General features: G+C 66.0%; 30 protein-coding genes. 14 read left to right on the top strand and 16 right to left on the bottom strand.

Going from position 1 to position 25,568, the window contains the following annotated elements:
* The first annotated feature begins 93 nt into the window (after positions 1 to 93).
* Together N7607_RS12865 and N7607_RS12860 are read left to right on the top strand one after the other, a co-directional pair.
* Positions 94 to 1,725 (top strand): methyl-accepting chemotaxis protein, encoded by a 1,632-nt coding sequence (locus N7607_RS12865; protein WP_279865348.1) that lies wholly within the window; start codon positions 94 to 96, stop codon positions 1,723 to 1,725.
* 7 nt (positions 1,726 to 1,732) lie between these two features.
* Complete coding sequence (locus N7607_RS12860; RefSeq protein ID WP_279865349.1) at positions 1,733 to 2,347, top strand: hypothetical protein; 615 nt, start codon at positions 1,733 to 1,735, stop codon at positions 2,345 to 2,347.
* 28 nt (positions 2,348 to 2,375) lie between these two features.
* Here the strand turns inward: N7607_RS12860 and N7607_RS12855 are convergent, their stop codons facing one another.
* The gene (locus N7607_RS12855; RefSeq protein WP_279865350.1) at positions 2,376 to 3,656 is read right to left on the bottom strand and encodes a sigma-54 dependent transcriptional regulator; all 1,281 of its coding nucleotides are present in this window, start codon (positions 3,654 to 3,656) and stop codon (positions 2,376 to 2,378) included.
* 222 nt (positions 3,657 to 3,878) lie between these two features.
* On the opposite strand from N7607_RS12855, the gene N7607_RS12850 reads away from it, so the two are divergent.
* Positions 3,879 to 5,756: a di-heme-cytochrome C peroxidase gene (locus N7607_RS12850; protein ID WP_279865351.1), complete on the top strand. Its 1,878-nt coding sequence runs from the start codon at positions 3,879 to 3,881 to the stop codon at positions 5,754 to 5,756.
* 12 nt (positions 5,757 to 5,768) lie between these two features.
* Complete coding sequence (locus N7607_RS12845; protein ID WP_279865352.1) at positions 5,769 to 6,914, top strand: catalase family protein; 1,146 nt, start codon at positions 5,769 to 5,771, stop codon at positions 6,912 to 6,914.
* 51 nt (positions 6,915 to 6,965) lie between these two features.
* Here N7607_RS12845 and N7607_RS12840 read toward each other — a convergent pair whose 3' ends face one another.
* The 7 genes from N7607_RS12840 to aroC all read right to left on the bottom strand — a co-directional run bounded on the left by N7607_RS12840 (position 6,966) and on the right by aroC (position 12,021).
* Complete coding sequence (locus tag N7607_RS12840; RefSeq protein WP_279865354.1) at positions 6,966 to 7,355, bottom strand: hypothetical protein; 390 nt, start codon at positions 7,353 to 7,355, stop codon at positions 6,966 to 6,968.
* A gap of 89 nt (positions 7,356 to 7,444) precedes the next feature.
* Complete coding sequence (locus N7607_RS12835; protein ID WP_279865355.1) at positions 7,445 to 7,657, bottom strand: PLDc N-terminal domain-containing protein; 213 nt, start codon at positions 7,655 to 7,657, stop codon at positions 7,445 to 7,447.
* Between the two features lie 53 nt (positions 7,658 to 7,710).
* Positions 7,711 to 8,397: an acireductone synthase gene (gene mtnC, locus N7607_RS12830; RefSeq protein WP_279865356.1), complete on the bottom strand. Its 687-nt coding sequence runs from the start codon at positions 8,395 to 8,397 to the stop codon at positions 7,711 to 7,713.
* Between the two features lie 142 nt (positions 8,398 to 8,539).
* On the bottom strand, positions 8,540 to 9,085 hold the full coding sequence (locus N7607_RS12825; protein WP_279865357.1) for an acireductone dioxygenase: 546 nt from the start codon (positions 9,083 to 9,085) through the stop codon (positions 8,540 to 8,542).
* Positions 9,086 to 9,170: 85 nt separating this feature from the next.
* On the bottom strand, positions 9,171 to 9,782 hold the full coding sequence (locus N7607_RS12820) for a methylthioribulose 1-phosphate dehydratase (RefSeq protein ID WP_279865358.1): 612 nt from the start codon (positions 9,780 to 9,782) through the stop codon (positions 9,171 to 9,173).
* Positions 9,779 to 10,933, bottom strand: a complete 1,155-nt coding sequence (locus tag N7607_RS12815; RefSeq protein WP_279865359.1) for an MFS transporter — start codon at positions 10,931 to 10,933, stop codon at positions 9,779 to 9,781. The genes N7607_RS12820 and N7607_RS12815 overlap by 4 nt, the downstream gene beginning before the upstream one ends.
* Complete coding sequence (aroC, locus tag N7607_RS12810) at positions 10,930 to 12,021, bottom strand: chorismate synthase (RefSeq protein ID WP_192320778.1); 1,092 nt, start codon at positions 12,019 to 12,021, stop codon at positions 10,930 to 10,932. Before aroC ends, N7607_RS12815 begins: the two co-directional genes overlap by 4 nt.
* A 170-nt stretch (positions 12,022 to 12,191) precedes the next feature.
* On the opposite strand from aroC, the gene N7607_RS12805 reads away from it, so the two are divergent.
* Positions 12,192 to 12,974: a hypothetical protein gene (locus tag N7607_RS12805; protein ID WP_279865361.1), complete on the top strand. Its 783-nt coding sequence runs from the start codon at positions 12,192 to 12,194 to the stop codon at positions 12,972 to 12,974.
* Between the two features lie 233 nt (positions 12,975 to 13,207).
* On the opposite strand, the gene prmB is transcribed toward N7607_RS12805, so the two are convergent.
* Positions 13,208 to 14,122 (bottom strand): 50S ribosomal protein L3 N(5)-glutamine methyltransferase, encoded by a 915-nt coding sequence (gene prmB / locus N7607_RS12800; RefSeq protein WP_279865362.1) that lies wholly within the window; start codon positions 14,120 to 14,122, stop codon positions 13,208 to 13,210.
* A 203-nt stretch (positions 14,123 to 14,325) separates the two neighbouring features.
* Between prmB and N7607_RS12795 the strand changes: the two genes are divergently transcribed.
* From N7607_RS12795 to N7607_RS12785, 3 genes are all read left to right on the top strand, one after another.
* Positions 14,326 to 14,919 (top strand): cysteine hydrolase family protein, encoded by a 594-nt coding sequence (locus N7607_RS12795; protein WP_279865364.1) that lies wholly within the window; start codon positions 14,326 to 14,328, stop codon positions 14,917 to 14,919.
* Positions 14,920 to 14,998: 79 nt separating this feature from the next.
* Positions 14,999 to 15,328: a hypothetical protein gene (locus N7607_RS12790; RefSeq protein WP_279865365.1), complete on the top strand. Its 330-nt coding sequence runs from the start codon at positions 14,999 to 15,001 to the stop codon at positions 15,326 to 15,328.
* Between the two features lie 35 nt (positions 15,329 to 15,363).
* Entirely contained in the window at positions 15,364 to 15,924 is a 561-nt protein-coding gene (locus N7607_RS12785; protein WP_279865366.1) for a Smr/MutS family protein, read from the top strand.
* Here N7607_RS12785 and N7607_RS12780 read toward each other — a convergent pair.
* A complete protein-coding gene (locus N7607_RS12780) occupies positions 15,921 to 16,469 on the bottom strand; it encodes a carboxymuconolactone decarboxylase family protein (RefSeq protein ID WP_279865368.1) in 549 nt (182 codons plus the stop codon). The two genes, N7607_RS12785 and N7607_RS12780, sit on opposite strands and share 4 nt — an antisense overlap.
* An 80-nt stretch (positions 16,470 to 16,549) precedes the next feature.
* Between N7607_RS12780 and N7607_RS12775 the strand changes: the two genes are divergently transcribed.
* Positions 16,550 to 16,891 (top strand): helix-turn-helix domain-containing protein, encoded by a 342-nt coding sequence (locus tag N7607_RS12775; RefSeq protein ID WP_279865369.1) that lies wholly within the window; start codon positions 16,550 to 16,552, stop codon positions 16,889 to 16,891.
* An 85-nt stretch (positions 16,892 to 16,976) separates the two neighbouring features.
* Entirely contained in the window at positions 16,977 to 17,525 is a 549-nt protein-coding gene (folE, locus tag N7607_RS12770) for a GTP cyclohydrolase I FolE (RefSeq protein ID WP_279865370.1), read from the top strand.
* A 48-nt stretch (positions 17,526 to 17,573) separates the two neighbouring features.
* Here the strand turns inward: folE and N7607_RS12765 are convergent, their stop codons facing one another.
* Complete coding sequence (locus N7607_RS12765) at positions 17,574 to 17,921, bottom strand: GFA family protein (protein WP_279865371.1); 348 nt, start codon at positions 17,919 to 17,921, stop codon at positions 17,574 to 17,576.
* A 166-nt stretch (positions 17,922 to 18,087) separates the two neighbouring features.
* Here N7607_RS12765 and N7607_RS12760 point away from each other — a divergent pair, with 166 nt between their 5' ends.
* Complete coding sequence (locus N7607_RS12760) at positions 18,088 to 18,459, top strand: glutaredoxin domain-containing protein (protein ID WP_279865372.1); 372 nt, start codon at positions 18,088 to 18,090, stop codon at positions 18,457 to 18,459.
* 159 nt (positions 18,460 to 18,618) lie between these two features.
* Here the strand turns inward: N7607_RS12760 and N7607_RS12755 are convergent, their stop codons facing one another.
* Positions 18,619 to 19,221 (bottom strand): glutathione S-transferase family protein, encoded by a 603-nt coding sequence (locus N7607_RS12755; RefSeq protein WP_279865374.1) that lies wholly within the window; start codon positions 19,219 to 19,221, stop codon positions 18,619 to 18,621.
* 2 nt (positions 19,222 to 19,223) lie between these two features.
* Positions 19,224 to 20,402 carry a PLP-dependent aminotransferase family protein gene (locus N7607_RS12750; RefSeq protein ID WP_279865375.1) on the bottom strand — a complete coding sequence of 393 codons (1,179 nt, stop codon included), beginning with the start codon at positions 20,400 to 20,402 and terminating at the stop codon, positions 19,224 to 19,226.
* 82 nt (positions 20,403 to 20,484) lie between these two features.
* On the opposite strand from N7607_RS12750, the gene N7607_RS12745 reads away from it, so the two are divergent.
* Positions 20,485 to 20,940: a MarR family transcriptional regulator gene (locus tag N7607_RS12745; protein WP_279865377.1), complete on the top strand. Its 456-nt coding sequence runs from the start codon at positions 20,485 to 20,487 to the stop codon at positions 20,938 to 20,940.
* On the opposite strand, the gene N7607_RS12740 is transcribed toward N7607_RS12745, so the two are convergent.
* Positions 20,941 to 21,564, bottom strand: coding sequence for a hypothetical protein (locus N7607_RS12740; protein ID WP_279865380.1), 624 nt, complete (start codon positions 21,562 to 21,564; stop codon positions 20,941 to 20,943).
* Between the two features lie 137 nt (positions 21,565 to 21,701).
* Between N7607_RS12740 and N7607_RS12735 the strand changes: the two genes are divergently transcribed.
* Both N7607_RS12735 and N7607_RS12730 read left to right on the top strand, forming a co-directional pair.
* Positions 21,702 to 22,316, top strand: coding sequence for a LysE family translocator (locus tag N7607_RS12735; RefSeq protein WP_279865382.1), 615 nt, complete (start codon positions 21,702 to 21,704; stop codon positions 22,314 to 22,316).
* Positions 22,316 to 23,521, top strand: a complete 1,206-nt coding sequence (locus N7607_RS12730) for a benzoate/H(+) symporter BenE family transporter (protein WP_279865384.1) — start codon at positions 22,316 to 22,318, stop codon at positions 23,519 to 23,521. The genes N7607_RS12735 and N7607_RS12730 overlap by 1 nt, the downstream gene beginning before the upstream one ends.
* Positions 23,522 to 23,578: 57 nt before the next feature.
* On the opposite strand, the gene N7607_RS12725 is transcribed toward N7607_RS12730, so the two are convergent.
* Together N7607_RS12725 and N7607_RS12720 are read right to left on the bottom strand one after the other, a co-directional pair.
* Positions 23,579 to 24,475 carry a bile acid:sodium symporter family protein gene (locus N7607_RS12725; protein WP_279865385.1) on the bottom strand — a complete coding sequence of 299 codons (897 nt, stop codon included), beginning with the start codon at positions 24,473 to 24,475 and terminating at the stop codon, positions 23,579 to 23,581.
* 189 nt (positions 24,476 to 24,664) lie between these two features.
* Positions 24,665 to 25,426, bottom strand: a complete 762-nt coding sequence (locus tag N7607_RS12720; RefSeq protein ID WP_279865386.1) for an SDR family oxidoreductase — start codon at positions 25,424 to 25,426, stop codon at positions 24,665 to 24,667.
* Positions 25,427 to 25,568 lie beyond the last annotated feature (142 nt).

The raw sequence follows: 25,568 nt of genomic DNA, 5'->3' as shown, positions 1-25,568 counted from the left end.
CCCTTGCCGCGCTGCCTGGCCAACGGTTAATGGCGCAGCTTCTAGACTGGCTATTAGCTAGCGGCAATAACAAGAAACCGGAGTCGCCCTTCCATGAACAGCCTGCGTACCCTCCCCATCAGCCGCCGCCTGTGGCTGATCCTGCTGTCGTCCATCGTCATGCTGCTGGTCCTGGCCGGGCTGATGCTGCAGCAGATCCACGGCGACCTGTACAAAGCCAAGGCTCTGAAGACCCGCCACGTGGTGGAAAGCACCCTGGGCGTGCTCAAGCACTTCCAGGGTCTGGAGAGCGGCGGCCTGGCCCGCGAGGAGGCGCAGAAGCAGGCGATGGAGGTGATCCGCGGCCTGCGTTACGACCAGGACGACTACTTCTGGATCAACGACATGACCCCGGTGATGGTCATGCACCCGACCAACCCCAAGCTGGAGGGCCAGAACCTCTCCGGCCTGAAGGACCCGGACGGCAAGTTCCTGTTCAACGAGATGGTCGTCCTGGCCAAGCAGAGCGGCTCCGGCCAGGTCGACTACCGCTGGCCCAAGCCGGGCTCGGACGAGCCGGTGCCGAAAATCTCCTACGTCGAACTGTTCCAGCCCTGGGGCTGGATTCTCGGCTCCGGCATCTATGTCGACGACGTGCAGACCGAGTTCCGCGAGCAGGCCCTGCGCGCCGTCGGCATCCTGGTGGTGATCACCCTGCTGCTGGCGGCGCTGGTCACCCTGATCGCCCGTAGCATCGCCCGGCCACTGGACGAAGCGGTCAGCGCCATGGCCAACATCGCCAGTGGCGAGGCCGACCTGACCCGCAGCCTGGACAACCACGGCCGCGACGAGCTGACCGCCCTGGGCGGCCACTTCAACGCCTTCACCGGCAAGCTGCGCGGGGTTATCGGCGAATCGCTGCAGGCCGCCGGCAGCCTCAACCAGGCCTCGCAGTCCCTCGGCGAGATCGCCGGCAATGCCCAGCAGCACAGCCAGCAACAGTCGCAGCAGATGGAGCTGGTGGCCACCGCGATCAACGAGGTGTCCTATGCCGTGCAGGACGTGGCGAAGAACGCCGAGCACGCCGCCAGCGAGGTGCGTCTGGCCGAGCAGCAGGCGCTGCAGGGCCAGCAGAACATCGACGGCAGCCTGCGGCAGATCGACCAACTGTCGGCGACCATCGACCAGGCCGTGCAGGTGATGCAGAACCTGGCCCAGGAGAGCACCCAAATCGGCAGCGTGCTGGAGGTGATCCGCTCCATTGCCGAGCAGACCAATCTCTTGGCGCTCAACGCGGCCATCGAGGCGGCGCGAGCCGGTGAGCAGGGTCGCGGCTTCGCCGTGGTGGCCGACGAGGTGCGCATGCTGGCCCAGCGCACCCAGCAATCCACGGCAGAAATCCAGAGCATGATCGAGCGCCTGCAGGGCAACTCCGAGGCCGCGGTCAAGGTCATCAACGCCAGCAGCCAGGCCTCCCAACAGACCGTCGAGCAGGCGCGCCAGGCCGGCGAGAGCCTGGGCCAGATCGCCGCCTCCCTACGTAATCTGACGGGCTTGAATGCTTCGATCGCCAGTGCCACGCTGCAACAGTCGCACGTGGTGGACGATATCAACCACAATGTCACCCAGGCGGCCACGCTGGCGCACGAGAATGCCCTGGCGGCCGATCACTCCAGCGAAGCCAGCCGCCACCTCGGCGAACTGGCCGGGCAGCTGAATCGTTTGTTGGGGCAATTCCGCGTATGAGGTGTCGATGAGCAGTATGGAGCATCAAGAGGTCAACCTCGGCAAGCAGCAGAACCAGGACCTGATCTGGGATCTGGACAGCATCGCTCGCCGCGAGCTGGCCGAGCGCTTCATCAAGCTGTTCGAGAACCGCCTGTGCGTGTACTCCGAGTCGACCAGCCAGCTGTACACCAACTACAACCTGCACTTCCCCACCGACTACGGGCGCAAGATGGTGGTGCTGCCCAATCCCTACGCCTTCCATGACACCCTGCACGGCATCGACCCGCTGGCCGTGCGCAAGACCGGCCTCTGCGTGCTACCTGGCGTGGTGCTGGGCAAGCCCGGCCTGCTGCTGACCACGCAGATGAAGGATGGCGGCCCGGCGCCCAAGACCATGCCGTTCAAGCAGGCCCTGGCGCAGATCATCAGCAACCAGAAGAAGATCAACGACGTCTTCCTGCCGATCCTGATGAAGGGCGACCTGCGCGAGTTCGACCAGAAGATGCCCTACATCCACCTGCATCGCCTGCAGGTACAGAAGCTCACTCGCCTGTCGTCCTTCGAGCGCGACGACATCCAGCAGAGCATCACCCGTAAGCTGCTGGCGCTTTACCGGCAGTCCGACAGCCTGGGCTGCTAACCTTACCGCCCTCCAAGCCCGAACGCGCTCAACGCATCTGGTGCTTGTGCAGTAGCCGGTAGAAGGTTGGCCGCGAGATACCCAGCACCTTGGCCGCGTGGCTCATATTGCCGGCGTGGCGCAACAGCACATCGTGCAACGCCTGGCGCTCGGCCCGGCGAATGTAGTCGGCCAGGCTGCTGAACAGCCCCTCCACGCCCTCCCCGGCGACCAACCCCAGATCTTCGGCATCGATCTGCCGCTGCTCGGTCATCACCGTGCCGCGCCGTACCCGCGTGGCCAACTCGCGCACATTGCCGGGCCAGTCGTGGTCGGCCAGGGCGCGGATGGCCTGGTCGCTGAAGCTGCGCGGGCGACGGCCGACCTCCACCGCATAGCGCCGGGCGAAGTAGCCGGCCAGGCAGGAAATGTCCTCACGCCGCTCGCGCAGCGGCGTGGTGCGCACCTGCAGCGCACTGAGCAGGTAGTAGAGGTCTTCACGGAAGGCGCCGCGCTCCACGGCCGCCTCCAGATCGAAGCGGCTGGTGGCCAGCACCCGCACATTCAGCGGCACCGCCTGGCCGCCGCGCTCCACGCGCATCTCCTGCAGCACACGCAGCAGTCGCGCCTGCAGGCGCTGTGGCAGCTCGGCGATTTCGTCGAACACCAGGGTGCCACCGTCGGCCTGCTCGATCAGCCCCGGCGTGCGCTCCGAGCCGAACAGCTCCTGCTCGTCCAGCGCGCTGCTGCAGACATGGATCAGCACCCCATTCGCACGCAGGGACAGGCGATGCAGTGTATTCGCCACCAGCTCCTTGCCGCTGCCGCTTTCGCCGCGGATCAGCACCGGCGCGCTCAGTGGCGCCAGCTTGGCCAGCAGGTGGCGCAGCTCGGCAACGCTGCGACTGTTGCCCAGCAACTCGTGCTGCCCGGCCTCGCCGGCGGCGACCTTGCCGCGCAGGCGGGCCATGCCGAAGGCACGGCCGAGGGCCACGCCGACCCGGTCCAGGTCGAACGGCAGGGTGTGATAGTCGAAGAACCACTCGCCGATGAAATTGCCGGCGTCGAGCATCTGCAGGGTTTCCGGGCTGAGCACGGCGATCCATTCGGTGCCGCTGAGGCTGATCAGGCGCTTCAGTTGCTGGGGATTGTCCAGATGCTCCGGCGCCAGGCGCACCAGGCCGACATCGCAGGCCTGGTCCTGGGCGTCCGCCAGTGTGCAGCTCTGCACCTGCCAGCCGCCGGCCCGCAATTGCGGCAGCAAGCGCTCACATTCGATACAGGGATCGACGACCAGAAGGCGCCGAGGCGTAGCGACCTGGGTGTGCAATCTACCAATCCTTGGCGCCAATTTTTTGAAATATCCAGGTAAAACAATCGCTTGGCGCAGACAACTCAACCCTAGCAAGCGAATCGGCAGTTTCTAGGAACGTTTCTCTATAAAAACGGCAAAGAGTCGCGCACCTTTCCAAGTGTTATGGCCGCTTGCCATCGTCCCTACGTATTGGCATAAACGTACCCACTAAAAAATCACCACACGGATGTTGATGACATGCGATTGCTGCGCCGTGCCTTGATCGTCGTCCTGTTGCTCGCCCTCGCCGCCCTCGCGGTCGTCCTCTACTACATCGCCCGCCCCAACCTGCCGGTGTTCGACAAGCCGGAGCAGGTCAACTACCTCGGCCAGTGGGACGAACAGGCGCGCCAGACCTATTACTACACGCCCCAGGGCACCACGGTGAAAGGCCTGCGCTACGAGTGGTTCACCGCGCTGGAGCTGCCCTTCTCCCAGGACAAGTTCGCCAACCCCGACTACCTGGCCCGCTTCGGCTTCCTCACCGATCCGCGCCAGCAGGCCAGCGAACTCAACCCGGGCAACCTGCCGGTAGGCTTCGCTCGCCACGCGGATGACGAGACCGGCAACCAGTACCTCGACATCACCTGCGCCGCCTGCCACACCGGCGAGCTGCGATACAAGGGCCAGGCCGTGCGCATCGATGGCGGCGCCGCCCTGCACTCACTGGCCTCCACCGTGCCCACCCTCAAGGGCGGCAGCTTCGGCCAGGCGCTGGGCATGAGCATGGCCTTCACCTACTACAACCCGATCAAGTTCAAGCGCTTCGCCAAGACCGTGCTGGGCGACCACTACGACCGGGACAAGGGCCAATTGCGCGACGACTTCAAGGCCGTGCTCGACCGCCTGCTCGGCACCGCGCTGAACGACTGGCACCGCGGCCTCTACCCCACCGAGGAAGGCTTCGGCCGCACCGACGCCTTCGGCCGCATCGCCAACAGCGTGTTCGGCGATGCCATCGACGAGAGCAACTACCGGATCGCCAACGCGCCGGTCAGCTACCCACAGGTGTGGGATATCTGGAAGTTCGACTGGGTGCAGTGGAACGGCTCGGCCATGCAGCCGATGGCGCGCAATAGCGGTGAGGCGCTTGGCGTGGGTGCGTCCCTGCACCTGTTCGATGACGAGGGCAAGGCCTTGACCCACGACGAGCGCTACCCCTCCAGCGTGCGCCTGCGCGACCTCTACACCCTGGAAGAAACCCTCAAGCAGTTGAAGCCGCCGACCTGGCCGGAAGAGATATTCGGCAAGGTCGACCTGGAGCTGGCCAGCCAGGGCCGCGCCCTGTTCGCCGAGAACTGCGCCTACTGCCATGCCCCCGATCCAGTGCCGCGCGACCAGCGCCTGGCGCCGGCGCGCGATCCGGAATGGCACCTGCGCATCGTGCCGACCCGCATCGTCGGCACCGACCCGACCACCGCCGACAACATCGCCGACCACCGTTTCGACATCAGCAAACTGGGCTGGCAGAAGGCCGAACTCGCCAAGCTCGACGTCAAGCTGTTCGGCGCCAGCCTGGACGAGGTCGACTTCGCCAGCATCTCCAGCGCCAAGGGCCTGGCCTACGTCACCGCCTACGTGGAAGACCGCGCCTACCGCGACGCCGGCATCCAGCCCCGGGAACGCTGGCGCATGGACGGCTACGGCCTGGCCATCGGCGTGCAGGAAAAGCGCGGCTACAAGGCCCGCCCGCTGCACGGCATCTGGGCCACCCCGCCGTTCCTGCACAACGGCTCGGTGCCCAATCTGTTCCAGGTGCTGTCGCCGGTGGTCGAGCGCGATACCCGCTTCTGGGTCGGCAATTTCGAGTACGACCCCAAGCGCGCCGGCTTCCTCATCGGCAAGTTCGACGGCGGCTTCCTGTTCGACACTAGCGTTACCGGCAACGGCAATCGCGGCCATGAATTCCGCGACGGTTGCCGCAACGAAGGGGTGATCGGCCGCTTCCTCGAGCCGGAGGAGCGCTTCGCCCTGATCGAATACCTCAAGGTGATGGGCGACGAGCGCCTGGAAAGCCAGCTCAAGCCCGCCGAGAGCCGCCCCTGGACTCCCGGCCCCAGCTGCCAGAACAACTAAGGAATCGTCACCATGCTCAAACGCTTCTGGCTCTGGCTCGGTCGCCTGCTCGGCCGTCTGCTGTTGATTCTCCTGGTCGTCGGCGCTCTCGGCTGGGGCCTGGGCGCCGCCTACTACGCCTGGAAATTCTCCGGCCCGGTGTCGGCCGAAGAGGAGATTCCCAAGGACGAGGCGGCCCTGACCCAGGGCATCATCGAGGACGCCATCCGCATCGTCGAGCAGCATCGCGACAACACCCGCGTACTGCGCGACGCCCACGCCAAGGCCCACGGCTGCGTGAAGGCGCAGTTCACCGTGCTGCCGGACCTCGACCAGAGCCTGCGCCACGGCGTGCTGGGCGAGCCGGGCAAGACCTGGCAGGCCTGGATGCGCCTGTCCAACGGCAACGCCTATCCGCAGTTCGACAGCGCCCGCGACGCCCGCGGCATGGCGATCAAGCTGCTCGACGTACCCGGCGACAAGCTGCTGAGCAGCAAGGCCACGGCCGGCAACCAGGACTTCGTGATGTTCAACCATCCGGTGTTCTTCGTGCGCGACGTGGCCGAGTACAAACAGAACTTCGCCGCCCAGGCCAGCGGGCAGAAGATCCAGGCGTTCTTCCCCAGCCTCGATCCGCGCACCTGGGAAATCCGCCACCTGATCATCGCCCTGAAGACCCTGGCGCCGGCGCCGGACAGCCCGGTGGCCGCCACCTACAACTCCATCGCGCCGTTCAAGCTCGGCCCACACAACATCAAGTACCGGGTGATCCCCGATCCTACGAGCTGCCCGTCCTACGAGCTGCCGGAGCAGAACACCGCCCTGCCCAACTTCCTGCGCAACGCCCTGTACCAGCAGCTGTCGCTGGACCGGGTGCCGGCCTGCTTCGCGTTGCAGGTGCAGCGGCAGGACGCCAACTACTACATGCCCATCGAGGACACCAGCGTGGAGTGGAGCGAGGACATCTCGCCGTTCGAGACGGTGGCGACGATCAAGGTGCCGGCCCAGGACTTCGACAGCCGCGAGAAGAACCTCGCCTGCGACAACCTTTCCTTCAACCCCTGGCACGCCCTGCCCGAGCATCGTCCCATCGGCGGCATCAACCGCCTGCGCAAGGCGGTGTACGAGGCCGTCAGCGTGTACCGCCACCAACGCAACGACGCCCGGCAGGCACACTGAAACGCCAAGGCCGCCCTCGGGCGGCCTTGTTCTGTGTGGCGAGTAACGAGATCAGGCGGGTTGAGGCGATGCGCAGATCTGCCCACGCCAGCGCCACTCGCAGGCGGCCAGCGCCCCTACGAACAGGGCCTCGCCGATCAGGTGCGCCAGGGCCAGCGGCGCGGCCTGGTTGGCGAAGCGCAGCGCTAGAGCCAGACACACGCCCATCCACAGGCTGTTGCCGATGATCAGGACATACAGCAGCGCTCGCGGCCGCTCACGGCGTATGGCCAGCGAGCCCGCGTAGCCGGCGTAGAGCAGATTGACCGTGCCGATGAACGGCAACAGACCATGTGGCAGGCGGTAGAGCTCGCTCAGCCAGGTGGCGAGCGGCAACACGAAGCAGCCGGCCATGAGCGCGGCGGCGGAGTCGATCCATAACAGATGGCGGGCAATGGGCACTGCTGGCCCTCGCAGTGGCTGAGACTGGCCAAGCCTAGCAGGCCGGCGCTTGTTGGCGGCGAGGCATGGCGGCTGCTCACGCCCCGGCGTCAGCTGCGCGCCCGGCGCGGCCCCATGATCAGCCAGTTGAACAGCCCGAGCAGCGGGAACAGTACCAGCAGCGCCACCCACAGCAGCTTCTGCGGGCGTCGGCTGGCGCTGCCCTGCACATGCCACAGCGCCCAGATCGTCAACAGCAGATAGAGCAGCGCCGGCACGCCGTAGAACAGCCAGTCCGGCAGGTGCATCAGTGAATCGAACATCGGCAATCTCCCGGCAGCGGTTCCCTGTTAGGGTCGCGCCGCCGGGCTGGGGTTCAACCCAAACGGTCGAGGTCGATCACCGCGAAGCTGGCCACCGTTTCGTGACCGGCCAACCGGCCGCCATCACGGGCCAGGCCGACCGTTTGCATGCCCGCCTGCTGGGCGGCGTCCAGTTCCTGGACGATGTCGGAGAGGAACAGGATTTCCTCGCCCGGCAGGCCGATGTCTGCGGCGATGTTGCGGTAGGACTGGGCTTCACGCTTGGGGCCGCTGGTGGTGTCGAAGTAGCCGCTGAACAGCGGGCTCAGGTCGCCGGCCTCGGAGCAGCCGAAGATCAGCTTCTGCGCCTGTACCGAACCGGAGGAATACACGTACAGGGCGTAGCCCTCCTCGTGCCAGCGCTTGAGCGCCTCCACCGCGTCGGGGTAGACGTGGCCCTTGAGCTGCCCGGCCGCGTAGCCCTGCTGCCAGACCATGCCCTGCAGGGCTTTGAGCGGTGTGGCCTTGCGGTCCTCGGCGATCCACTGCAGGAGGATCTCGATCACCCGGATCAGGTCCGCCCCGGTCTCGCCGCTCAGCGCGCGCACGGCGTCCAGTTGCAGCGCCACCTCGGCGTCGCTGGCATGCTCGATGACGAACTGCGGCAGGTGCTCGGCGGCAAAGGGGAACAGCACGTCGTAGACGAAGCTCACCGCGCTGGTGGTGCCTTCGATATCGGTAAGGATGGCTTTGATCGGCATAGATGACTCCTGGGATACACGGACAACTCCCTCTTCCGGGAGAGGGTTGGGGCGGCCGGCGTACCGGTGAGGGTGTGAGTTGCCCTCAAGTCCCTCACCCCTGGCCCCTCTCCCGAAGGGAGAGGGGAAAAAAGCGGCCTTTTCAGTCTTCCAGGCGCGGGAAGCGACCGGCGATATCGTCGCCGGTGAAATTGGCCACCCAGCCTTCCGGGTTGTTGAACAGGCGAATCGCCACGAAGTGCGGGAACTCGCCCATGTCGAACCAGTGGCGAGTGCCGGCCGGCACCGAGATCAGGTCGTTCTTCTCGCACAGCACGGCATAGACGTAGTCGTCGATATGCAGGGTGAACAGGCCGCGACCGGCGACGAAGAAGCGCACCTCGTCCTCGCCATGACGGTGTTCGTCGAGGAACTTGGCGCGCAGCTCGTCCTTCTGCGGGTAGTCCTTGTTCAGGCTGACCACGTCGACGGTGACGTAGCCGCGCTCGCTCATCAGCTTGTCGATCTGTGGGCGGTAGGCGGCGATCACCTCGTCCTGGCCGGCGCCGGGCTGGATCGGCGCGCTGGCCTGCCAGCGCTCGAAGTGCACGCCGACTGTGGCCAGCGTGCTGGCGATGTCCTCGACATGGGTCAGCACCTTGTTGGGCACATCGGGGCTGGATTGGTGGTAGACGGTCAGGCTGCTCATCGGCGGCGTCCTCGCGGGTGGGTCGCTCAGCTCGTGCTGTGGCTGGATGCTTATGTGCAGGGTACGCCGTGCGCACCCCAGGTATTCAACGTTGCAGCGCGCGCACCTTCAGCTCGCACTCGAAGAGGAACTCGAAGGCCTCGACCTGGCGCAGGCAGTCGGCCATGGTCGCGCCCCAGGTGTACAGGCCGTGGCCGCGGATCAGGTAGCCGACGCAGTCCGCGTGCTCGTCCAGCCAGGGCTGCACCTGGCTGGCCAAGCGGGCGATGTCCTGGTCATTGTCGAAGATCGGCACCAGCACCTGGCTCTCGTGGGTGGAGATACCGCTGAAGGCCTTCTGCAGCTCGTAGTCGGCGAACACCAGCGAGTCGGCCATGGTCAGGCGCGACAATACGGTGGCGTTGACCGAATGGGTGTGCAGCACGGCGCCGATTTCCGGCTTCCAGCGGTACAGCTGGGTGTGCAACAGGGTCTCGGCCGAGGGCTTCTTGCCCGGTTCCAGGCTGTTGCCATCTAGGTCGGTGGCCAGCACGTCGTCCTCGCCCAGCTGGCCCTTGTGCTTGCCGGAGACGGTCAGCAGCGCCTGGTCGGCCGCCAGCCGCGCCGAGTAGTTGCTGCTGGTGGCCGGCGACCAGCCGCGGCCGTACAGAAAGCGCCCGGCCTCGATGATCTGGCGGGTCAGTTGTTCACGGTTCATGCCCGCTCCTCATGCAAACGGATGGCAATGATAAAGGCCGCGGCCAGGGCGACCAAGCTGGCGATGGCGAAGGTCCAGCTCGAGCCGAGATCGACCCAGCTGTAGCCGGCGTACAGCGCGCCCAGGGCGCCGCCGGTACCGGCCAGCGCCGCATACAACGCCTGGCCCTGGCCCTGCTGGTTGGGCCCGAAGCTGCGCTGGACGAAATGGATGGCGGCGGCGTGGAAGCTGCCGAAGGTGGCCGCGTGCAGCAATTGCGCGAACAGCAGCACGCCCAGGTGATCGGCCAGGTTGCCCAGCAGCAACCAGCGCAGCGACGCCAGTAGGAAGCTGGCCGCCAGCACCCAGCGCACTGAGAAACGGTTGAGGATGCGCGCCATAAACAGGAACAACACGATCTCCGCCACCACGCCCAGCGCCCACATCTGGCCGATGAAGCCGCGCTCGTAGCCGAGCCCCTCCAGGTGCAGGGTGAGGAAGGTGTAGTACGGGCCATGGGACAGCTGCATCAGGCACACGCAGAGGAAGAACGCCGGCACGCCCGGGCGCAGCAGCTGGGTCACAAAACCACCCTCACCGCCCTGCCCGGCCCGTGGCTGCGGCACCGCGTTGGGCACCCACAGGGTGCCGACCAGAATGCCGGCGAGAATCAGCACCACCATGATCGGGAACAGTCCCGGACTGAACAGCTCGAACAGCCAGCCCAGACCGATCACCGCGACGATAAAGCCGATCGAGCCCCACAGGCGGACCTGCGAGTAGCGCGCCGTCTGCTCCTGCAGGTGGGCCAGGGTGATCACCTCGAACTGCGGCAGCACCGCGTGCCAGAAGAACGCGTGCAGCGCCATCACCAGGGCCAGCCAGGCGTAGCTCTGGTCGACGAAGATCAGGGCGAAGCTGAGCAGCGTGCACAGCGCGCCGAAGCGCACGATGCGCAAGCGCTGGCCGCTGCGGTCACCCAGCCAACCCCACAGGTTGGGCGCCAGGCAGCGCATCAGCATGGGAATGGCCACCAATTCGCCGATACGCGCCGGCGAGAAGCCCAGGTGCTGGAAGTACAACGGCAGGAAAGGCGCGGTGGCGCCCAGCATGGCGAAGTAGAAGAAGTAGAACGCGGACAGCCGCCAGTACGGCAGCGGCTGGCCGGTCACAGCTGCGGCAGTACCGGGGTGTTGACCCGCACGTCGGCATTCTGCGCACGGTGGCGCAGGAGATGGTCGAGCAGCACGATGGCCATCATCGCCTCGGCGATGGGCGTGGCGCGGATACCGACGCAGGGGTCGTGACGGCCCTTGGTGATCACGTCCACCGGGTTGCCGTCGACGTCGATGGAGCGGCCCGGGGTGGTGATGCTGGAGGTCGGCTTGAGCGCCAGGTGGGCGACGATCGGCTGGCCGCTGGAGATGCCCCCGAGGATGCCGCCGGCGTTGTTGCTGAGGAAGCCTTCCGGCGTCAGCTCGTCGCGGTGCTCGGTACCGCGCTGGGCCACACTGGCAAAGCCGGCGCCGATTTCCACGCCCTTGACCGCGTTGATGCTCATCAGCGCGTGGGCCAGGTCAGCGTCCAGGCGGTCGAAGATCGGCTCGCCCAGGCCGGGCATCACGCCTTCGGCGACCACGGTGATCTTTGCGCCCACGGAATCCTGGTCACGGCGCAGCTGGTCCATGTAGGCCTCCAGTTCCGGCACCTTGTCCGGGTCGGGGCTGAAGAAGGCGTTCTGCTCGACGCTGTCCCAGGTCTTGAACGGAATCTCGATGGGGCCGAGCTGACTCATGTAGCCACGCACCTGGATGCCCAGGCCGGCCAGCACCTTCTTCGCCACGGCGCCGGCGGCGACGCGCATGGCGGTCTCGCGCGCCGAGCTACGGCCACCGCCGCGGTAGTCGCGGATGCCATATTTGTGGTGGTAGGTGTAGTCGGCGTGGGCCGGGCGGAACAGGTCCTTGATCGCCGAGTAGTCCTTGGACTTCTGGTCGGTATTGCGGATCAGCAGGCCGATCGGGCAACCGGTGGTCTTGCCCTCGAACACCCCGGAGAGGATTTCGACCTCGTCGTCTTCCTGGCGCTGGGTAGTGTGGCGGCTGGTGCCCGGCTTGCGGCGGTCGAGGTCGCGCTGCAGGTCTTCCAGGGAGAGTTCGATGCCCGGCGGGCAACCGTCGACGATGGCGACCAGCGCCGGGCCATGGCTCTCGCCAGCGGTGGTGACGGTAAACAGCTTGCCGTAGGTGTTGCCGGACATGCAGGGCGCTCCGCGAAATCTGCCTCGAACAAAGGTCGGCGAGTATACCCCCCGCGCCCGGCCAGTTCACCTGCGAAACAGCGGCGGATCGCGGCAAATGGCAGTTGGCCAGCCTGCAGTTGCGCCGAAACTTGCCGATAATGCCTGTACGCATGCCCAAGGACGCCGCGATGAGCGATACCGACGCCCAGCAACCCGAAGAACAGGCCGAACAGACTCCGCAGCCCCATCCGTGGGAAGGACTGGAGGCGGAGCATTTCCAGTTGCTGCGCCTGGCGCCACTGCCGACCGATCGCAGTACCGGTCTGCGCCCCCTGCGTTTCGTACGGTTCGGACGCGCCGAGCGGCACAACAACGAGCAGAGTCTGCTGCGCCTGTCGGTGGACATTCCCGGCCAGCGCCTGCGCCGCGAACAGAATCTGCTGGAGGTGTGGGTCGACCATCGCAGCCGCGAAGTACGCTTCGGCGCCGAGAAGGGCCTGCAGATCGAGCCGCAGAACCGCGGCCTGGGCCGCTTCCTGCTGGCCCAGGGCATCATCTGGGCACGCCAGCGCTGGGGCAGCTACACGGTGGAAGGCGGCGCACTGGCGGCGAAAGACATCCTCAGCGAGGACGCGCGCCTGCGCCGCGACCATTTCCTGCGCGTCCAAGGCTTCGAGGTGAGCTACCAGGACCTGGCACAGGTCAAGGCCAGCTACGCTGCCAGCCGGGTCAGCGTGCTCAATCCGGAGTGGAACCAGGAGCGGGTGCAGGTCATCGACCTGCTCGACTGTGGCGCCATGCTGCAGCAGGCCGACCACAACCTGCACGAGCAGCAGGTGAAGATCAGCAAGCTGGAACGACGTATCGACGTGTTCAAGCGCGAGGACAGCGGCCTGCGTTTCACCATCGCCTGCCTGGTGGCGCTGGCGCTGTTCCAGGCCGGGCTATTGATCTGGATCGCCACGCGCTAGGTCCAAATTACCGTCGGAGCGAGTTCTGCTCGCACATGACTGTGCAGGGCTTCGCGAGCAGAGCTCGCTCCTACGGATTGAGCACTGCCCTGCCCTACGGTGCACTGCCTGCGGCGAGTACGCCCTACGACATCAACATTGACCTGAGTCTGTAGCCCGGATGCAATCCGGGAAGCGGGCGGCTCCGACCCCGGATTGCATCCGGGCTACACGCAACCGCCTCGTCGCTGGACTCAGCCCTTGGCCCGCGAGCGGAATAGCTTCTGGTATTCGCGGCACTGGGCGGCGGCCAGCAGGAACACGCCGTGGCCGCCCTGCTCGAACTCCAGCCAGGTGAAGTCGATTTCCGGGTACAGCGCCTCGACGTGCACCTGGCTGTTGCCCACCTCGACGATCAACAGGCCCTTTTCGGTCAGGTGGTCGGCGGCCTCGGCCAGCATGCGCCGCACCAGATCCAGACCATCGTCGCCGCAGGCCAGGCCCAGCTCCGGCTCATGCTGGTACTCGGCCGGCATGTCGGCGAAGTCCTCGGCATCCACGTAGGGCGGGTTGGACACGATCAGGTCGAAGCGCTGTCCCGGCAGCCCGGCGAAGCCATCGCCCTGCACGGTGTAGACACGGTCTTCCAGCTCATGCCGCTCGATATTGTGGTTGGCCACTTCCAGCGCATCGAAGGACAGATCGCCCAGCACCACCTCGGCGTCGGGGAAGGCATAGGCGCAGGCGATGCCGATGCAGCCGGAGCCGGTGCACAGGTCGAGAATGCGCGCCGGCGTAGCGGGCAGCCAGGGCGCGAACTGGTTGGAGATCAGCTCGGCAATCGGCGAGCGCGGCACCAGCACGCGCTCATCGACCAGGAATGGCAGGCCACAGAACCACGCCTCGCCCAGCAGGTAGGCGGTGGGCACGCGATCCTCGACGCGTCGGCGGATCAGCTCCAGCAGGTGCTGCTGCTCGTCTTCCTCCAGCCGGCAATCCAGGTAGGAATCGGCGATCTCGAACGGCAGGTGCAGGGCGCCCAGCACCAGCTGGCGAGCATCGTCCCAGGCGTTGTCGGTGCCGTGGCCGAAGAACAGCCCGGCCTCATGGAAGCGGCTGACGGCCCAGCGGATATGGTCGCGCACGGTGCGCAGGCGGGATGGGGACACGGTTCTGACCTCGAAAAGCGGTGCGCGATTCTAACAGGCTGTGACAAAACTGCCCCTGCCCCATGAACGACGGCGCAACGCCACGCAAGGCGCGGCCTGAGCCACATCACCAGGCCATCTGCGCGTCCTCGATGCGCACTAGAGGTTCACAGATCGCGCTGGCGAGCAGAGAATAGACACATCGCCGCCACAGGAGCCCTCCCATGTCCGATCCGAAAACCCTGTTCCAACTGCTCGGACGCGGTTATGCCCCAGCCATCCTGGGCAAGGCCACCCTGCTGGTGATCGACGCCCAGGAGGAGTACCGCAGCGGCACCCTGCAACTGCCGGACGTGGAGTCCGCCATCGCGGAAATCGCCACCCTGCTCGGTGCCGCCCGCAATGTCGGCGCGCCGGTGCTGCATGTGCGCCACCTGGGCATTCCCGGCGGCCTGCTCGACCCGCAAGGCCCGCGCGGCCACTTCATCGACGGCCTGGCACCGCAGGCCGGCGAACCGATCGTGGAGAAACGCCTGCCCAATGCCTTCGCCGGCACCGATCTGCATGAGCGCCTGCAGCAGCTCGGCCATCTGGACCTGATCATCTGCGGCTTCATGACCCACTCCAGCGTCAGCACCACTGTGCGCGCGGCGAAGGACTATGGTTACCGCTGCACCTTGGTGGACGCCGCCTGCGCCACCCGCGATCTGCCCTACGACGGCGAGCTGATTCCGGCGCGCGCCCTGCACCGCATGACCCTGGCGGCCCTGGCCGACAACTATGCGATGGTGGTGCCGCAGGCCCGCGCACTGATCTGACCGGGCAGAGCGACTTCTCGGCCGGAACCCAGGCGGGCAGGACCGGTCATAGCGCCGATACTCCAAGAGGAAAATCGGGATGAAGTTGTCTGAAGATGGATTCGATGCCCGCCGCCTGCGTCCCCGCGGCGCATCCGGCTGGCGCTGGCGTTGTCTCGCCGCACTGGCTGCCCTGTTCGCCACCTTCGGCGTGATGCTGAGCATGGCTGGCGCCGCCACCCTGCTCGGCCGCCCACCGGCCCTCGGGCCGCTGAACGACAGCATCGGCGCTGCCATCGTCCTGCTGCTGTTCGGCCTGTTCCTGCTGTGGGGCGGCATCAATGTCTGGCGCCGCTGCCGGCGGCGTATGCGTCGGAGCCACGGCGACGAGCTGAGCCTGTCACCAGGCCTGCTGAAAAAGCGCGGCTGAAGCCGGTAAACTGGCTTCTTCCGTGGAGGCCTTTCATGCAAGACGACGATTTTTCCCTGTTCCAATCCGCCGTGCGCGGGGTCAAGCCGATCAGCCATGACCGCGCCGACACCGGCAAGCCCAAGGCCGATCGCCAGCGCATCAGCACGCTGCGCCAGGCGGCGACGGTGAAGGTCGACGCGGTCAAGGTGGATGGCCTGTCCGACCAGTTCGTCATCGACGTGGGCGCAGAGGACGAACTCTACTGGGCCCGCGACGGCGTGCAGGACGGCCAGATGCGCAAGCTCAAGGCCGGCCAGGTGTCCTTCGAAGGCAGCCTGGACCTGCACGGCATGAGCGTGGAACGGGCGCGTGAGACCCTGTGGAGCTTCTTCGACGAGGCCGCGCGCATGGAAGTGCGCTGCGTGCGCATCACCCATGGAAAGGCCGCACGCACCGACGGCAAGCGGCCGATGATCAAGAGCCACGTCAACACCTGGCTGCGCCAGCACCCGCAGGTGCTGGGCTTCACCTCCTGCATCGCCAAGCACGGCGGTACCGGTGCGGTGTATGTGCTGCTCAAGCGCACCATGCTCGACGGGCGCGACGAAGACTAGGCGCTGAACCGCGGAGCGTAGTCCTCCAGTTCCACCCGCAGGCCGTTCACCACGAAGGACACCGCGTGGTAGAAGCCGACCAGCAGCAGACACTCGATCAACTGTTCATCGCTGAAGTGCGTGCCCAGCCGCTGCCACAGCCCCTCGCCGACGGTGGAACTGGCGTGCAGGCTGTCCGCCAGCTCCAGCAGGGCCTGGTCCGCCTGGCTCCACAGGGTCGGATCGATACGCCCGCTGCAGGTATCGGCGATCTGCTCGGCACTGAAACCGGCCTTGCCGGCGAACGCCGCCACATGCACGCCCCACTCGTATTCCGCACCGCACAGCGCCGTGGCGCGCAGGATCAACAGTTCGCGCTCGCGCAGCTCGATGCTGCCGCGATCCAGCAGGCCGCCGGCGAACATGCGCTGCAGCACGCGCGGATTGTGGGCCATGCTGCGGAACAACTTGAGCGGCGGCATGCCGGGGGGCATGACCCGGTCGAAGGCTGCCTGGATATCGGCGCTGTAGGGAGGGTTCAGGGGTTGGACGCGAGGCTGGTTCATAAGGTGGACTCCTGTCATGCTACGAAATAAGTAGCAAGCAGAACCTATCACCGCTACTAAAAAAGAAGCAAGGAGCTTGCATGAGCTTTCCCCAACCCGGCGATCCGGTCCGCGGCTCCGCCAGCGGCAGGCCGATCATGGCGCTGCTCGACCTGATCGGCCGACGCTGGACCCTGCGTGTGCTGTGGGAACTGCACCAGGCGCCGGCCAGCTTCCGCGAGCTGCAGGCGCGTTGCGAAGGTGTGTCGCCGTCGGTGCTGAACACCCGTCTGGGCGAGCTGCGCGAGGCGCAATTGTTGGAGAACGGCGAGCACGGCTACCAGCTTTCCGCCCTCGGCCTTGAGCTGGTGCAGCGCTGCCTGCCGCTGGCGGTATGGGCCGAAGGCTGGGCCGCGCAGCTACCCGCGAGGCCGGAGAAATAGGCCGTCTTGGCGCACTCTGCCCTTGCCAGCGCCTCTGCTGCGCCCTACCCTGCGCCCCTGAGCATTACCACCCACAGGAAGACCCATGTCCCTGGAACAGCACTACACCGCGATTCTCGGCCAACTCGGCGAGGACGTATCCCGTGAAGGCCTGCTCGACACCCCGAAGCGCGCCGCCAAAGCCATGCAGTACCTCTGCCGCGGCTATGAGCAGACCCTCGAGGAAGTCACCAACGGCGCCCTGTTCAGCTCCGACAGCAGCGAAATGGTGCTGGTGAAGAACATCGAGCTGTACTCGCTGTGCGAACACCACCTGCTGCCCTTCATCGGCAAGGCTCACGTGGCCTACATCCCCAGCGGCAAGGTGCTGGGCCTGTCCAAGGTGGCGCGCATCGTCGACATGTATGCCCGCCGCCTGCAGATCCAGGAGAACCTCAGCCGGCAGATCGCCGAGGCCATCCAGCAGGTCACCGGCGCCCTCGGCGTGGCCGTGGTGATCGAGGCGCAGCACATGTGCATGATGATGCGCGGCGTGGAGAAGCAGAACTCCTCCATGGTCACCTCGGTGATGCTCGGCGAGTTCCGCGAGAACGCCGCCACCCGCAGCGAGTTCCTCAGTCTGATCAAAGGCTGAGCAACGTCGCGGTGAACGAAGCCGGCCTCGCGCCGGCTTTTTCATGCTTCAGTGATCCCGCCCATTCCACGGCACGATCTTGAACGGCGACAGATCGACATCGTCCAGGCAGCGCGCGTTGACCGCCGCCATCAGCCGTCCGTCCTGCCCCGGTGCCTCGCTGAATGGCGCGCAACCGCAGACGTCGCAGAAATGGTGGGCGATCTTGCGGGTATTGAAGCGGTAGGTCGGCAGCTCGCCGTCCGGAGACTTCAGCTGCAGCTGGTCACGCCCGACGAACCACAGCAGCCCGCCCCGCTTGCTGCACAGCGAGCAATTGCACTCGGTCAGGCTGTCGATCTCGCCGCTCACGCTGAAACTGATCTTGCCGCAGTGGCAACTCCCTTGGTGGCTCATGGCTGGCACTCCTGTGCGGTTTGGACAGGACTGCAAGCTAGTTCGCCGTCACCTCGCTCGCCAGCTACGTCGGGGAAAATCACCCGCGAAGCGATATCCGGCGCTGCCAAGCCCGAGCAACTCGGGTACCCTGCCGCCCCTTTCATCACTCCAGGAATGACCGGCGATGCTTATCAAGGCACTGCGGATCGGCCTCGGCCAGATCATCATCTTTCTCGACTTCATCACCCGCCCGCGCAAGCTCAAGCGCAGCCCGCAGGAACAGGCCCAGGTCGAGAACGCAGCCCAGGGCCTTGCCCTCTACCAGTTCCATGCCTGCCCGTTCTGCGTGAAGACCCGCCGCACCCTGCACCGCCTGAATGTGCCAGTGGCGCTGCGCGACGCCAAGAACGACGCCGGGCGCCGTCAGGAACTGCTGGAACAGGGCGGCAAGGTGCAGGTGCCCTGCCTGCGCATCGAGGAATCGGGCGAAGTGCGCTGGCTGTATGAGTCCAAGGCCATCGGTGCCTACCTGAACGAACGCTTCGCCGCTCAGTAAGCCACGCCATGGTGGATAAGCAGAGCGTTATCCACCCTACGCAACGAACCAGCCGCGTAGGGTGGAAAACTGCGAAGCATTTTCCACCGCCCGTTACGCCGCGAATGGGCTCACCGGCAGCAGACCAGCCGGGGCAAACAAACTGCCCCGGATCAGCTGTCAGCCAAACATGCTCACATGCCGGGGATGGCTGGCGACGCGATCGAGCCAGGCGTTGATCGCCGGGTAGGCGGCCAGGTCGAAGCCGCCCTCGTCCGCCACATGGGTGTAGGCGTACAAGGCGATATCGGCCAGGGTGTACTGCTCGCCCACCAGGTACGGCGTGCGCTGCAGCTGCTGCTCCATCACCTTGAAGGCCTTGTGCCCGCCCTTGTGGCACTGCTCGTACTCGGCGCGGCGCGCCTCCGGCAGGCCCAGGTACAGCTGGATGAAGCGCGCCACCGCCACATAGGGTTCATGGCTGTACTGCTCGAAGAACTGCCACTGCAGCATCTGCGTGCGCAGGCGCGGCTCCGTGGGAATGAACGCGCTGCCATCGGCGAGGAAGTTGAGGATGGCGTTGGATTCCCAGAGGAAGGTGCCATCCTCCAGCTCCAGTACCGGAATCTTGCCGTTGGGGTTCTTGGCCAGGAACTCCGCGGTCTGGGTCTCGCCCTTGAGGATGTCGATCGGCAGCCACTCATACGGGTGGCCGAGCAGATTGAGCATCAGCTTGACCTTGTAGCAGTTGCCGGAACGGTAATCGCCGTAAACCTTGAGCATGACTACTGACCTCCCTGAGCAGCGAGCGCGCCTTGCGCTTCGCGGATAACGGCCGCCAGACGACACAGGCCTTCGCCCAGCTTCTCCGGCGGCACATGGCTGAAGTTGAGTCGCAGATGGCCAGGATTGGCGTCCGGCTCGGTGAAGAACGGCTCGCCGGGCATGAACGCCACGTTCTGCGACATGGCCGGCTGCAGCAGCGTGCGGGTATCCAGTTTGTTTTTCAGCGTCAGCCAGAAGAACAGGCCGCCTTGCGGCACCTGCCAGGTGGCTAGATCACCGAAATGCTCCTCCAGCGCCACCTGCATGGCGTCGCGACGCACGCGGTAGAAATCGCGCAGCTCGGCCAGGTGGGCCTGGTACTTCTCGGTACCGATCCACTGCAGCGCCTGCCACTGGCCGATGCGATTGGTGTGCAGGTCGGCCGCCTGTTTCAGGCGCAGCAGATGGGGGAACAGGTCCGGGCTGGCGATCAGGAAACCGACGCGCAGGCCCGGCAGCAGGGTCTTGGACACGGTGCCGGTGTAGATCCAGCTGGTGCGCTGCAGGCGGCTGACGATGGGCGTGGCGCTGCCGGCATCGAACACCAGCTCGCGGTACGGCTCGTCCTCGATCAGGGTGACGTTGAACTCGTCCAGCAGCGCCGCCACTGCATCGCGCTTGGCCTCGCTGTAGCGCACGGCGGACGGGTTCTGGAAGGTCGGAATCAGGTAGGCGAAGGCCGGCTTGTGCTGCTGCAGGCGCTCGCGCAGGGCCTCCAGCTCCGGGCCGTCGGCCTCCTGCGGCACGGTGATGCAATCGGCGCCGAACAGCTGGAAGGATTGCAGCGCAGCCAGGTAGGTCGGCGCTTCCACCAGGATCTCGGTGCCCGGATCGATAAACAGCTTGCTGGCCAGGTCCAGGGTCTGCTGCGAGCCGCAGACGATCAGCACCTGGCTGGCGTCGCACTTCACGCCCAGTTTGTTGGCCTCGGCCGCGATGGCCTCGCGCAGCGCCGGCTCGCCCTCGCTCATGCCGTACTGACCGATGGAGGCCGGCATCTCGTTCCAGTCCACCTTCGGCAGCATCGGCTCGGCCGGCAGGCCACCAGCAAAGGACATCACTTCCGGACGTTGCGCCGCAGCGAGGATTTCACGAATCAGGGAGCTTTTCAGGCGGGCAACGCGTTCGGAGAAGGCCATGGGAGTCACCGGTAGCACAGGCAGGATAAATTGGGTCAAACTGTTTGACCGAAACTACGACGGCCAGGACGGATACGTCAATATGCTTGACCTGAAAAAGCCGAGTTCCCAGCAAGCCGCCATGGAAGCCTTCTTTTTTGGCTACCAGGCCTTCACCGCCAAGCCCGACGAGATGCTGGCGCGCCGCGGCCTGTCCCGCGTGCATCACCGCATCCTGTTCTTCATCGCCCGTCATCCCGGCCTGAGCGTGAAGGAGCTGCTCGGCTACCTGGGCGTGACCAAGCAGGCGCTGAATACGCCGCTGCGCCAGCTGCAGGAAATGTCGATGGTGGAGAGCGTGGCCGCCAGCGACGACAAGCGCAAACGCCAGCTCGGCCTCACCGTCGAGGGCGCCAAGCTGGAACAGGCGCTGCGCCACGAGCAGTCGCGGCTGCTGGCGAAAGTGTTCAAGGAGGCCGGCGAACCGGCCGTGCAGGCCTGGCTGGCAATCAACCAGGCCCTGGGCAAGGCCCGCCAGGCGGGGGGCGGCGAGGACTGATCAGGCGGCCTGGCTGCCTTCCAGCTCCTTGGCGCCACGGAAGAACACCAAGGCCGTAGCGACCATGGCCGCCAGCAGCGGCAGCACGCCCACCACCAGTAGCACCACCGAGGCGACCATCACGCCGCTGGCGATCTCCAGCCACGCCAGCACACGCAGCACCGGGTAGGCGTTCTCCACTTTCAGCAGCACAATGCCCAGCCACAGCACGACCAGGCCCAGCAGGGCCAGCAGCCCGAAGTACAGGAACGAAGGCGCGCTGAACTGGGCCAGCTCGGCGTCGCCCCAATACAGCTGAACCACCTCCAGCACGATCCCCAGCACCACGCTCGACCACACCGGCCAGCCAAGGCCACGGGCATCGAAGCGCGCCTCGAGGAATGCCTTGAGCCGCACGACCAGGTAGCAGCCCAACAGGGTGCTGGCCGCGCTTAGCCAATTGCTCAGCGTCAGCAGGTCCGGCGCGAAGGCCAGGCCGATACCCACCAGGGTCGCCATTAGTGACACCAGATTCAGCCAACCTTGCAGGCGCAGCTGGCTCGGGCTCCAGCCCGGTAGGCTCTGCGGCGCCTGCGCGTCGATCAGCTCCACCGTGGGGGCGGCGTAAGGATTAGTCGGGTCCATGGCAATGTCCTTGAGTAGTGGAACAGTCTCCTTCGCCCGAACAGCCATCTGAAACTGTACCGACGATTGTCGGTGCCGCTGTATCGCGACGCCCGGGCGGGCTGCGCATAGGCTGCCAGCATCCAAGGAGAATCGCCATGACCCCGGAACTGCTGATCGCCTTCATCCTCTTCGCCTTCGTCACCTCGGTGACGCCCGGCCCGAACAACATGATGCTGCTCGCCTCCGGGGTGAACTTCGGTGTACGCCGCAGCGTGCCGCATATGCTCGGCATCAGCCTGGGCTTCATGGTGCTGGTGGCGGCCGTGGGCCTGGGCCTCGGCCAGCTGTTCGAACAGTTCCCGCCGCTATACACCGCGCTGCGCTACGCTGGTGCCGCCTACCTGCTGTACCTGGCCTGGAAGATCGCCGGCGCAGGCAGCCCGGATGCGAGTGGCAAGGCGGCCGGCAAGCCGTTCACCTTTCTCCAGGCGGCCGCCTTCCAGTGGGTCAACCCCAAGGCCTGGATCATGGCCATCGGCGCCATCACCACCTACACCCCGCAGGACGGCTTCCTGGCCAACGTACTGCTGATCGCCGCGCTGTTCGCCCTGGTCAACTGCCCCAGCGTGGGCCTGTGGACGGTGGCCGGCAGCCTGCTGCGCCGCTGGCTGGACAAGCCGCGCGTGCTGCGTGCCTTCAACATCGGCATGGCCCTGCTGCTGGTGGCTTCGCTCTACCCTATCCTGATCGACGTCAAGGGAACCTTCTGATGAGCAACGTCACGGAAGCCATGGATACCTCGCGTCGACTACGCCCCCTCGCCGACTCCGCGCCTTCCGCCGTGGTGGCCGGCTTCGTCTCGGCCCTCACCGGCTACACCAGCTCGCTGGTGCTGATGTTCCAGGCCGGCCAGGCCGCAGGGCTGAGCGCCGCGCAGATTTCCTCCTGGCTGTGGGCGCTGTCGATCGGCATGGCCATCTGCACCATCGCCCTGTCGCTGCGCTATCGCACGCCTGTTGTGGTGGCTTGGTCGACACCCGGCGCGGCCCTGTTGATCACCAGCATGCCCGGCGTGAGCTATCCGGAAGCGGTCGGCGCCTTCGTGGTCTGCGCCGTGCTGCTCAGCCTGCTCGGCCTGTCCGGCGCCTTCGAGCGAGTCATGCGTCACCTGCCCGGCTCGCTGGCGGCGGCGCTGCTGGCCGGCATCCTGTTCCGCATCGGCAGCGAGATCTTCGTCGCCGCGCAGACCAGTACCGCGCTGGTGCTGGCGATGTTCTTCACCTTCCTGCTCGGCAAGCGCCTGGCGCCGCGCTACGCGGTGCTCGCCGCATTGCTGGTCGGTGGGGTGATGGCGGCGGCACTGGGCATGCTGGACTTCAGCCACCTCACGCTGGAAGTGGCGGTACCGGTATGGACCACGCCGAGCTTCTCCCTGGGTGCAGCCATCAGCATCGGCCTGCCGCTGTTCGTGGTGGCCATGGCCTCGCAGAACATCCCCGGCCTGGCCGTGTTGCGCGCCGACGGCTACGCCGTGCCACCCTCGCCGCTGATCGCCACCACCGGCATCGCCTCGCTGCTACTGGCGCCCTTCGGCTCCCACGGTATCAACCTGGCGGCCATCAGCGCGGCCATCTGCACCGGCGCCGAGGCCCACAAGGACAAGCGCAAGCGCTACACCGCAGCCCTGTGGAATGGCGTGTTCTGCGGCATCGCCGGGATCTTCGCCGCCACCCTCGCCGCACTGTTCACCGCCCTGCCCAGCGCCCTGATCCTGTCCATCGCAGCGCTCGCCCTGCTCGGCTCCATCGGCAACGGCCTGGCCCAGGCGATGAACGCCCCGGCCGAGCGCGACGCGGCGCTGATCACCTTCATGATTACCGCTTCGGGCATGAGCCTGCTGGGCATCGGCTCGGCCTTCTGGGGCCTGGTCGGCGGCGCCATCACCCTGCTGATCCTCAACTGGCGCAAGCGCTGAGTCGCGCAGAAACGAAAAAGCCCGGGCAGGTCCCGGGCTTTTTCATGCGGCAACCGCTCAGGCCGCCTGGGCTTCCTCGGCCGCCAGTTCCTTGCCATGGGCGAAATTGACCCACCAGCCGAAGGCCGCGGCGGTGAAGAACATGATGAAGCTGTAGATCGCCGCCGGCACCGCCATGGTGGCGTTGTTCAGCAGCATCGGACTCAGCGCCAGGGCGATGGCCAGGGTGCCGTTGTGGATGCCGATTTCCATGCCGATGGCCACCGCCTGGCGGCGCGGCAGCTTCATCAGACGCGGCACGCCGTAGCCGACGGCCAGGCTGATCAGGTTGAACAGCAGCGCGGCAAGGCCCACCACCGGGGCGTAGTCGACCACCGTCTGCCAGTCCTTGACGAAGGCCAGCACGATCACCAGTAGCAGGAACAGCGCGGAGATGATCTTCACCGGCTTCTCCATGGCATTGGCGAAGCCCGGCGCCAGCTTGCGGATGACCATGCCGATGGCCACCGGGCCGAGGACGATAGCGAACACCTGCACCACCTTGGCGAACTGCAGAGGAATGGCCTGGTCGCCTTCCATGAAGTGAGCCAGCGACAGGTTGACGATGAAGGGCATGGTGAGGATCGCCACCACCGAGTTCACCGCGGTCAGCGTCACGTTCAGCGCCACGTCACCATGGGCCAGGTGGCTGTAGAGGTTGGCCGAGGTGCCGCCCGGGGATGCGGCCAGCAGCATCAGACCCACGGCCAGAGCCGGCGCCAGGCCGAAGCCCTTGGCGATCAGGAAGCACACCAGCGGCAACAGCAGCAGTTGGCAGCCGAGGCCGATCAGCACGGGTTTGGGGAATTTCACCACCCGGGCGAAGTCCGCCAGGGTCAGCGACAACCCCAGGCCGAGCATGATGATGCCCAGGGCGATGGGGAGGAAGGTGGTGGTCAAGGCACTTGCTGTCATTGTTATTGTTCTCCAGAACGAACTAGCCCTGCGATTCTTGACGAGCCGGCCAGGCCTTGTAACTGGCTTTGTGTGCCAAATAGTTACCTGGCATGGCCCAGCTACTCGACTGCGGCGCCGTATCCGGTCGACAGACGACTTGGATAGTCGCAGCAATGCAAAAAGGGCGCCTCGCGGCGCCCTTTCTCATCAGATCGCAGTCGCCCCGCCATCCACGGCCAACGAGTGGCCGGTGGTGAAGGCGGCCGCATCGCTGCACAGGTAGAGCACCGCCGCGGCGATTTCCTCGACCTTGCCGATACGCCCGACCGGGTGCATGCCGGCGACGAACTCGGCCTTCTTCGGATCAGCCTCGTAGGCGCGGCGGAACATGTCGGTATCGATCACCGCCGGGCACACGGCATTGACGCGGATTTTCTTCTTCGCGTACTCGACGGCCGCGGACTTGGTCAGGCCGATCACCGCGTGCTTGGAGGCGGCGTAGATGCTCATCTTCGGTGCGGCGCCGAGGCCGGCGACCGAGGCGGTGTTGACGATGGCGCCACCACCCTGGGCCAGCAGCAGCGGCAGCTGATGCTTCATGCACAGCCATACGCCCTTGACGTTGACGCCCATGATGGCGTCGAACTCGGCCTCGCTGCCCTCGGCCAGCTTGCCCTTCTCGATCTCGATGCCGGCGTTGTTGAAGGCGTAGTCGAGGCGACCGAAGCTGGCGATCACCTGCTCCATGAGGGCCTTGACCTCGGCGTCGCGGGTCACGTCGCAACGCACGAACACGGCCTCGCCACCGGCATCGCGAATCAGCTGCACAGTGCCTTCGCCGCCGCTCACGTCGACGTCGGACACTACCACCTGCAGGCCCTCGGCCGCGAAGGCCTGGGCGGTGGCGCGGCCGATGCCGGCGGCACCGCCGGTCACCAGGGCTACTTTGCCGGAGAAGGTCATGCTCATTTCTGCATCCTCGCAGGAGTTGGAAGTGAGCGGAGTCTAGCCAGCGCCAGCGACGGCGAGCAGCACTATCAGGGGGCGATGTGCAGGATCATCCAAAGGAATGATGAAGGCCTCATACCCTCTATCATTCCTCTGGATGCAA

The organism is Pseudomonas sp. GD04019, from assembly GCF_029837695.1.
GTDB lineage: Bacteria > Pseudomonadota > Gammaproteobacteria > Pseudomonadales > Pseudomonadaceae > Aquipseudomonas.
Note: the sequence above shows the minus strand (reverse complement) of the source record. Positions and strands in the feature narration are given on the sequence as shown.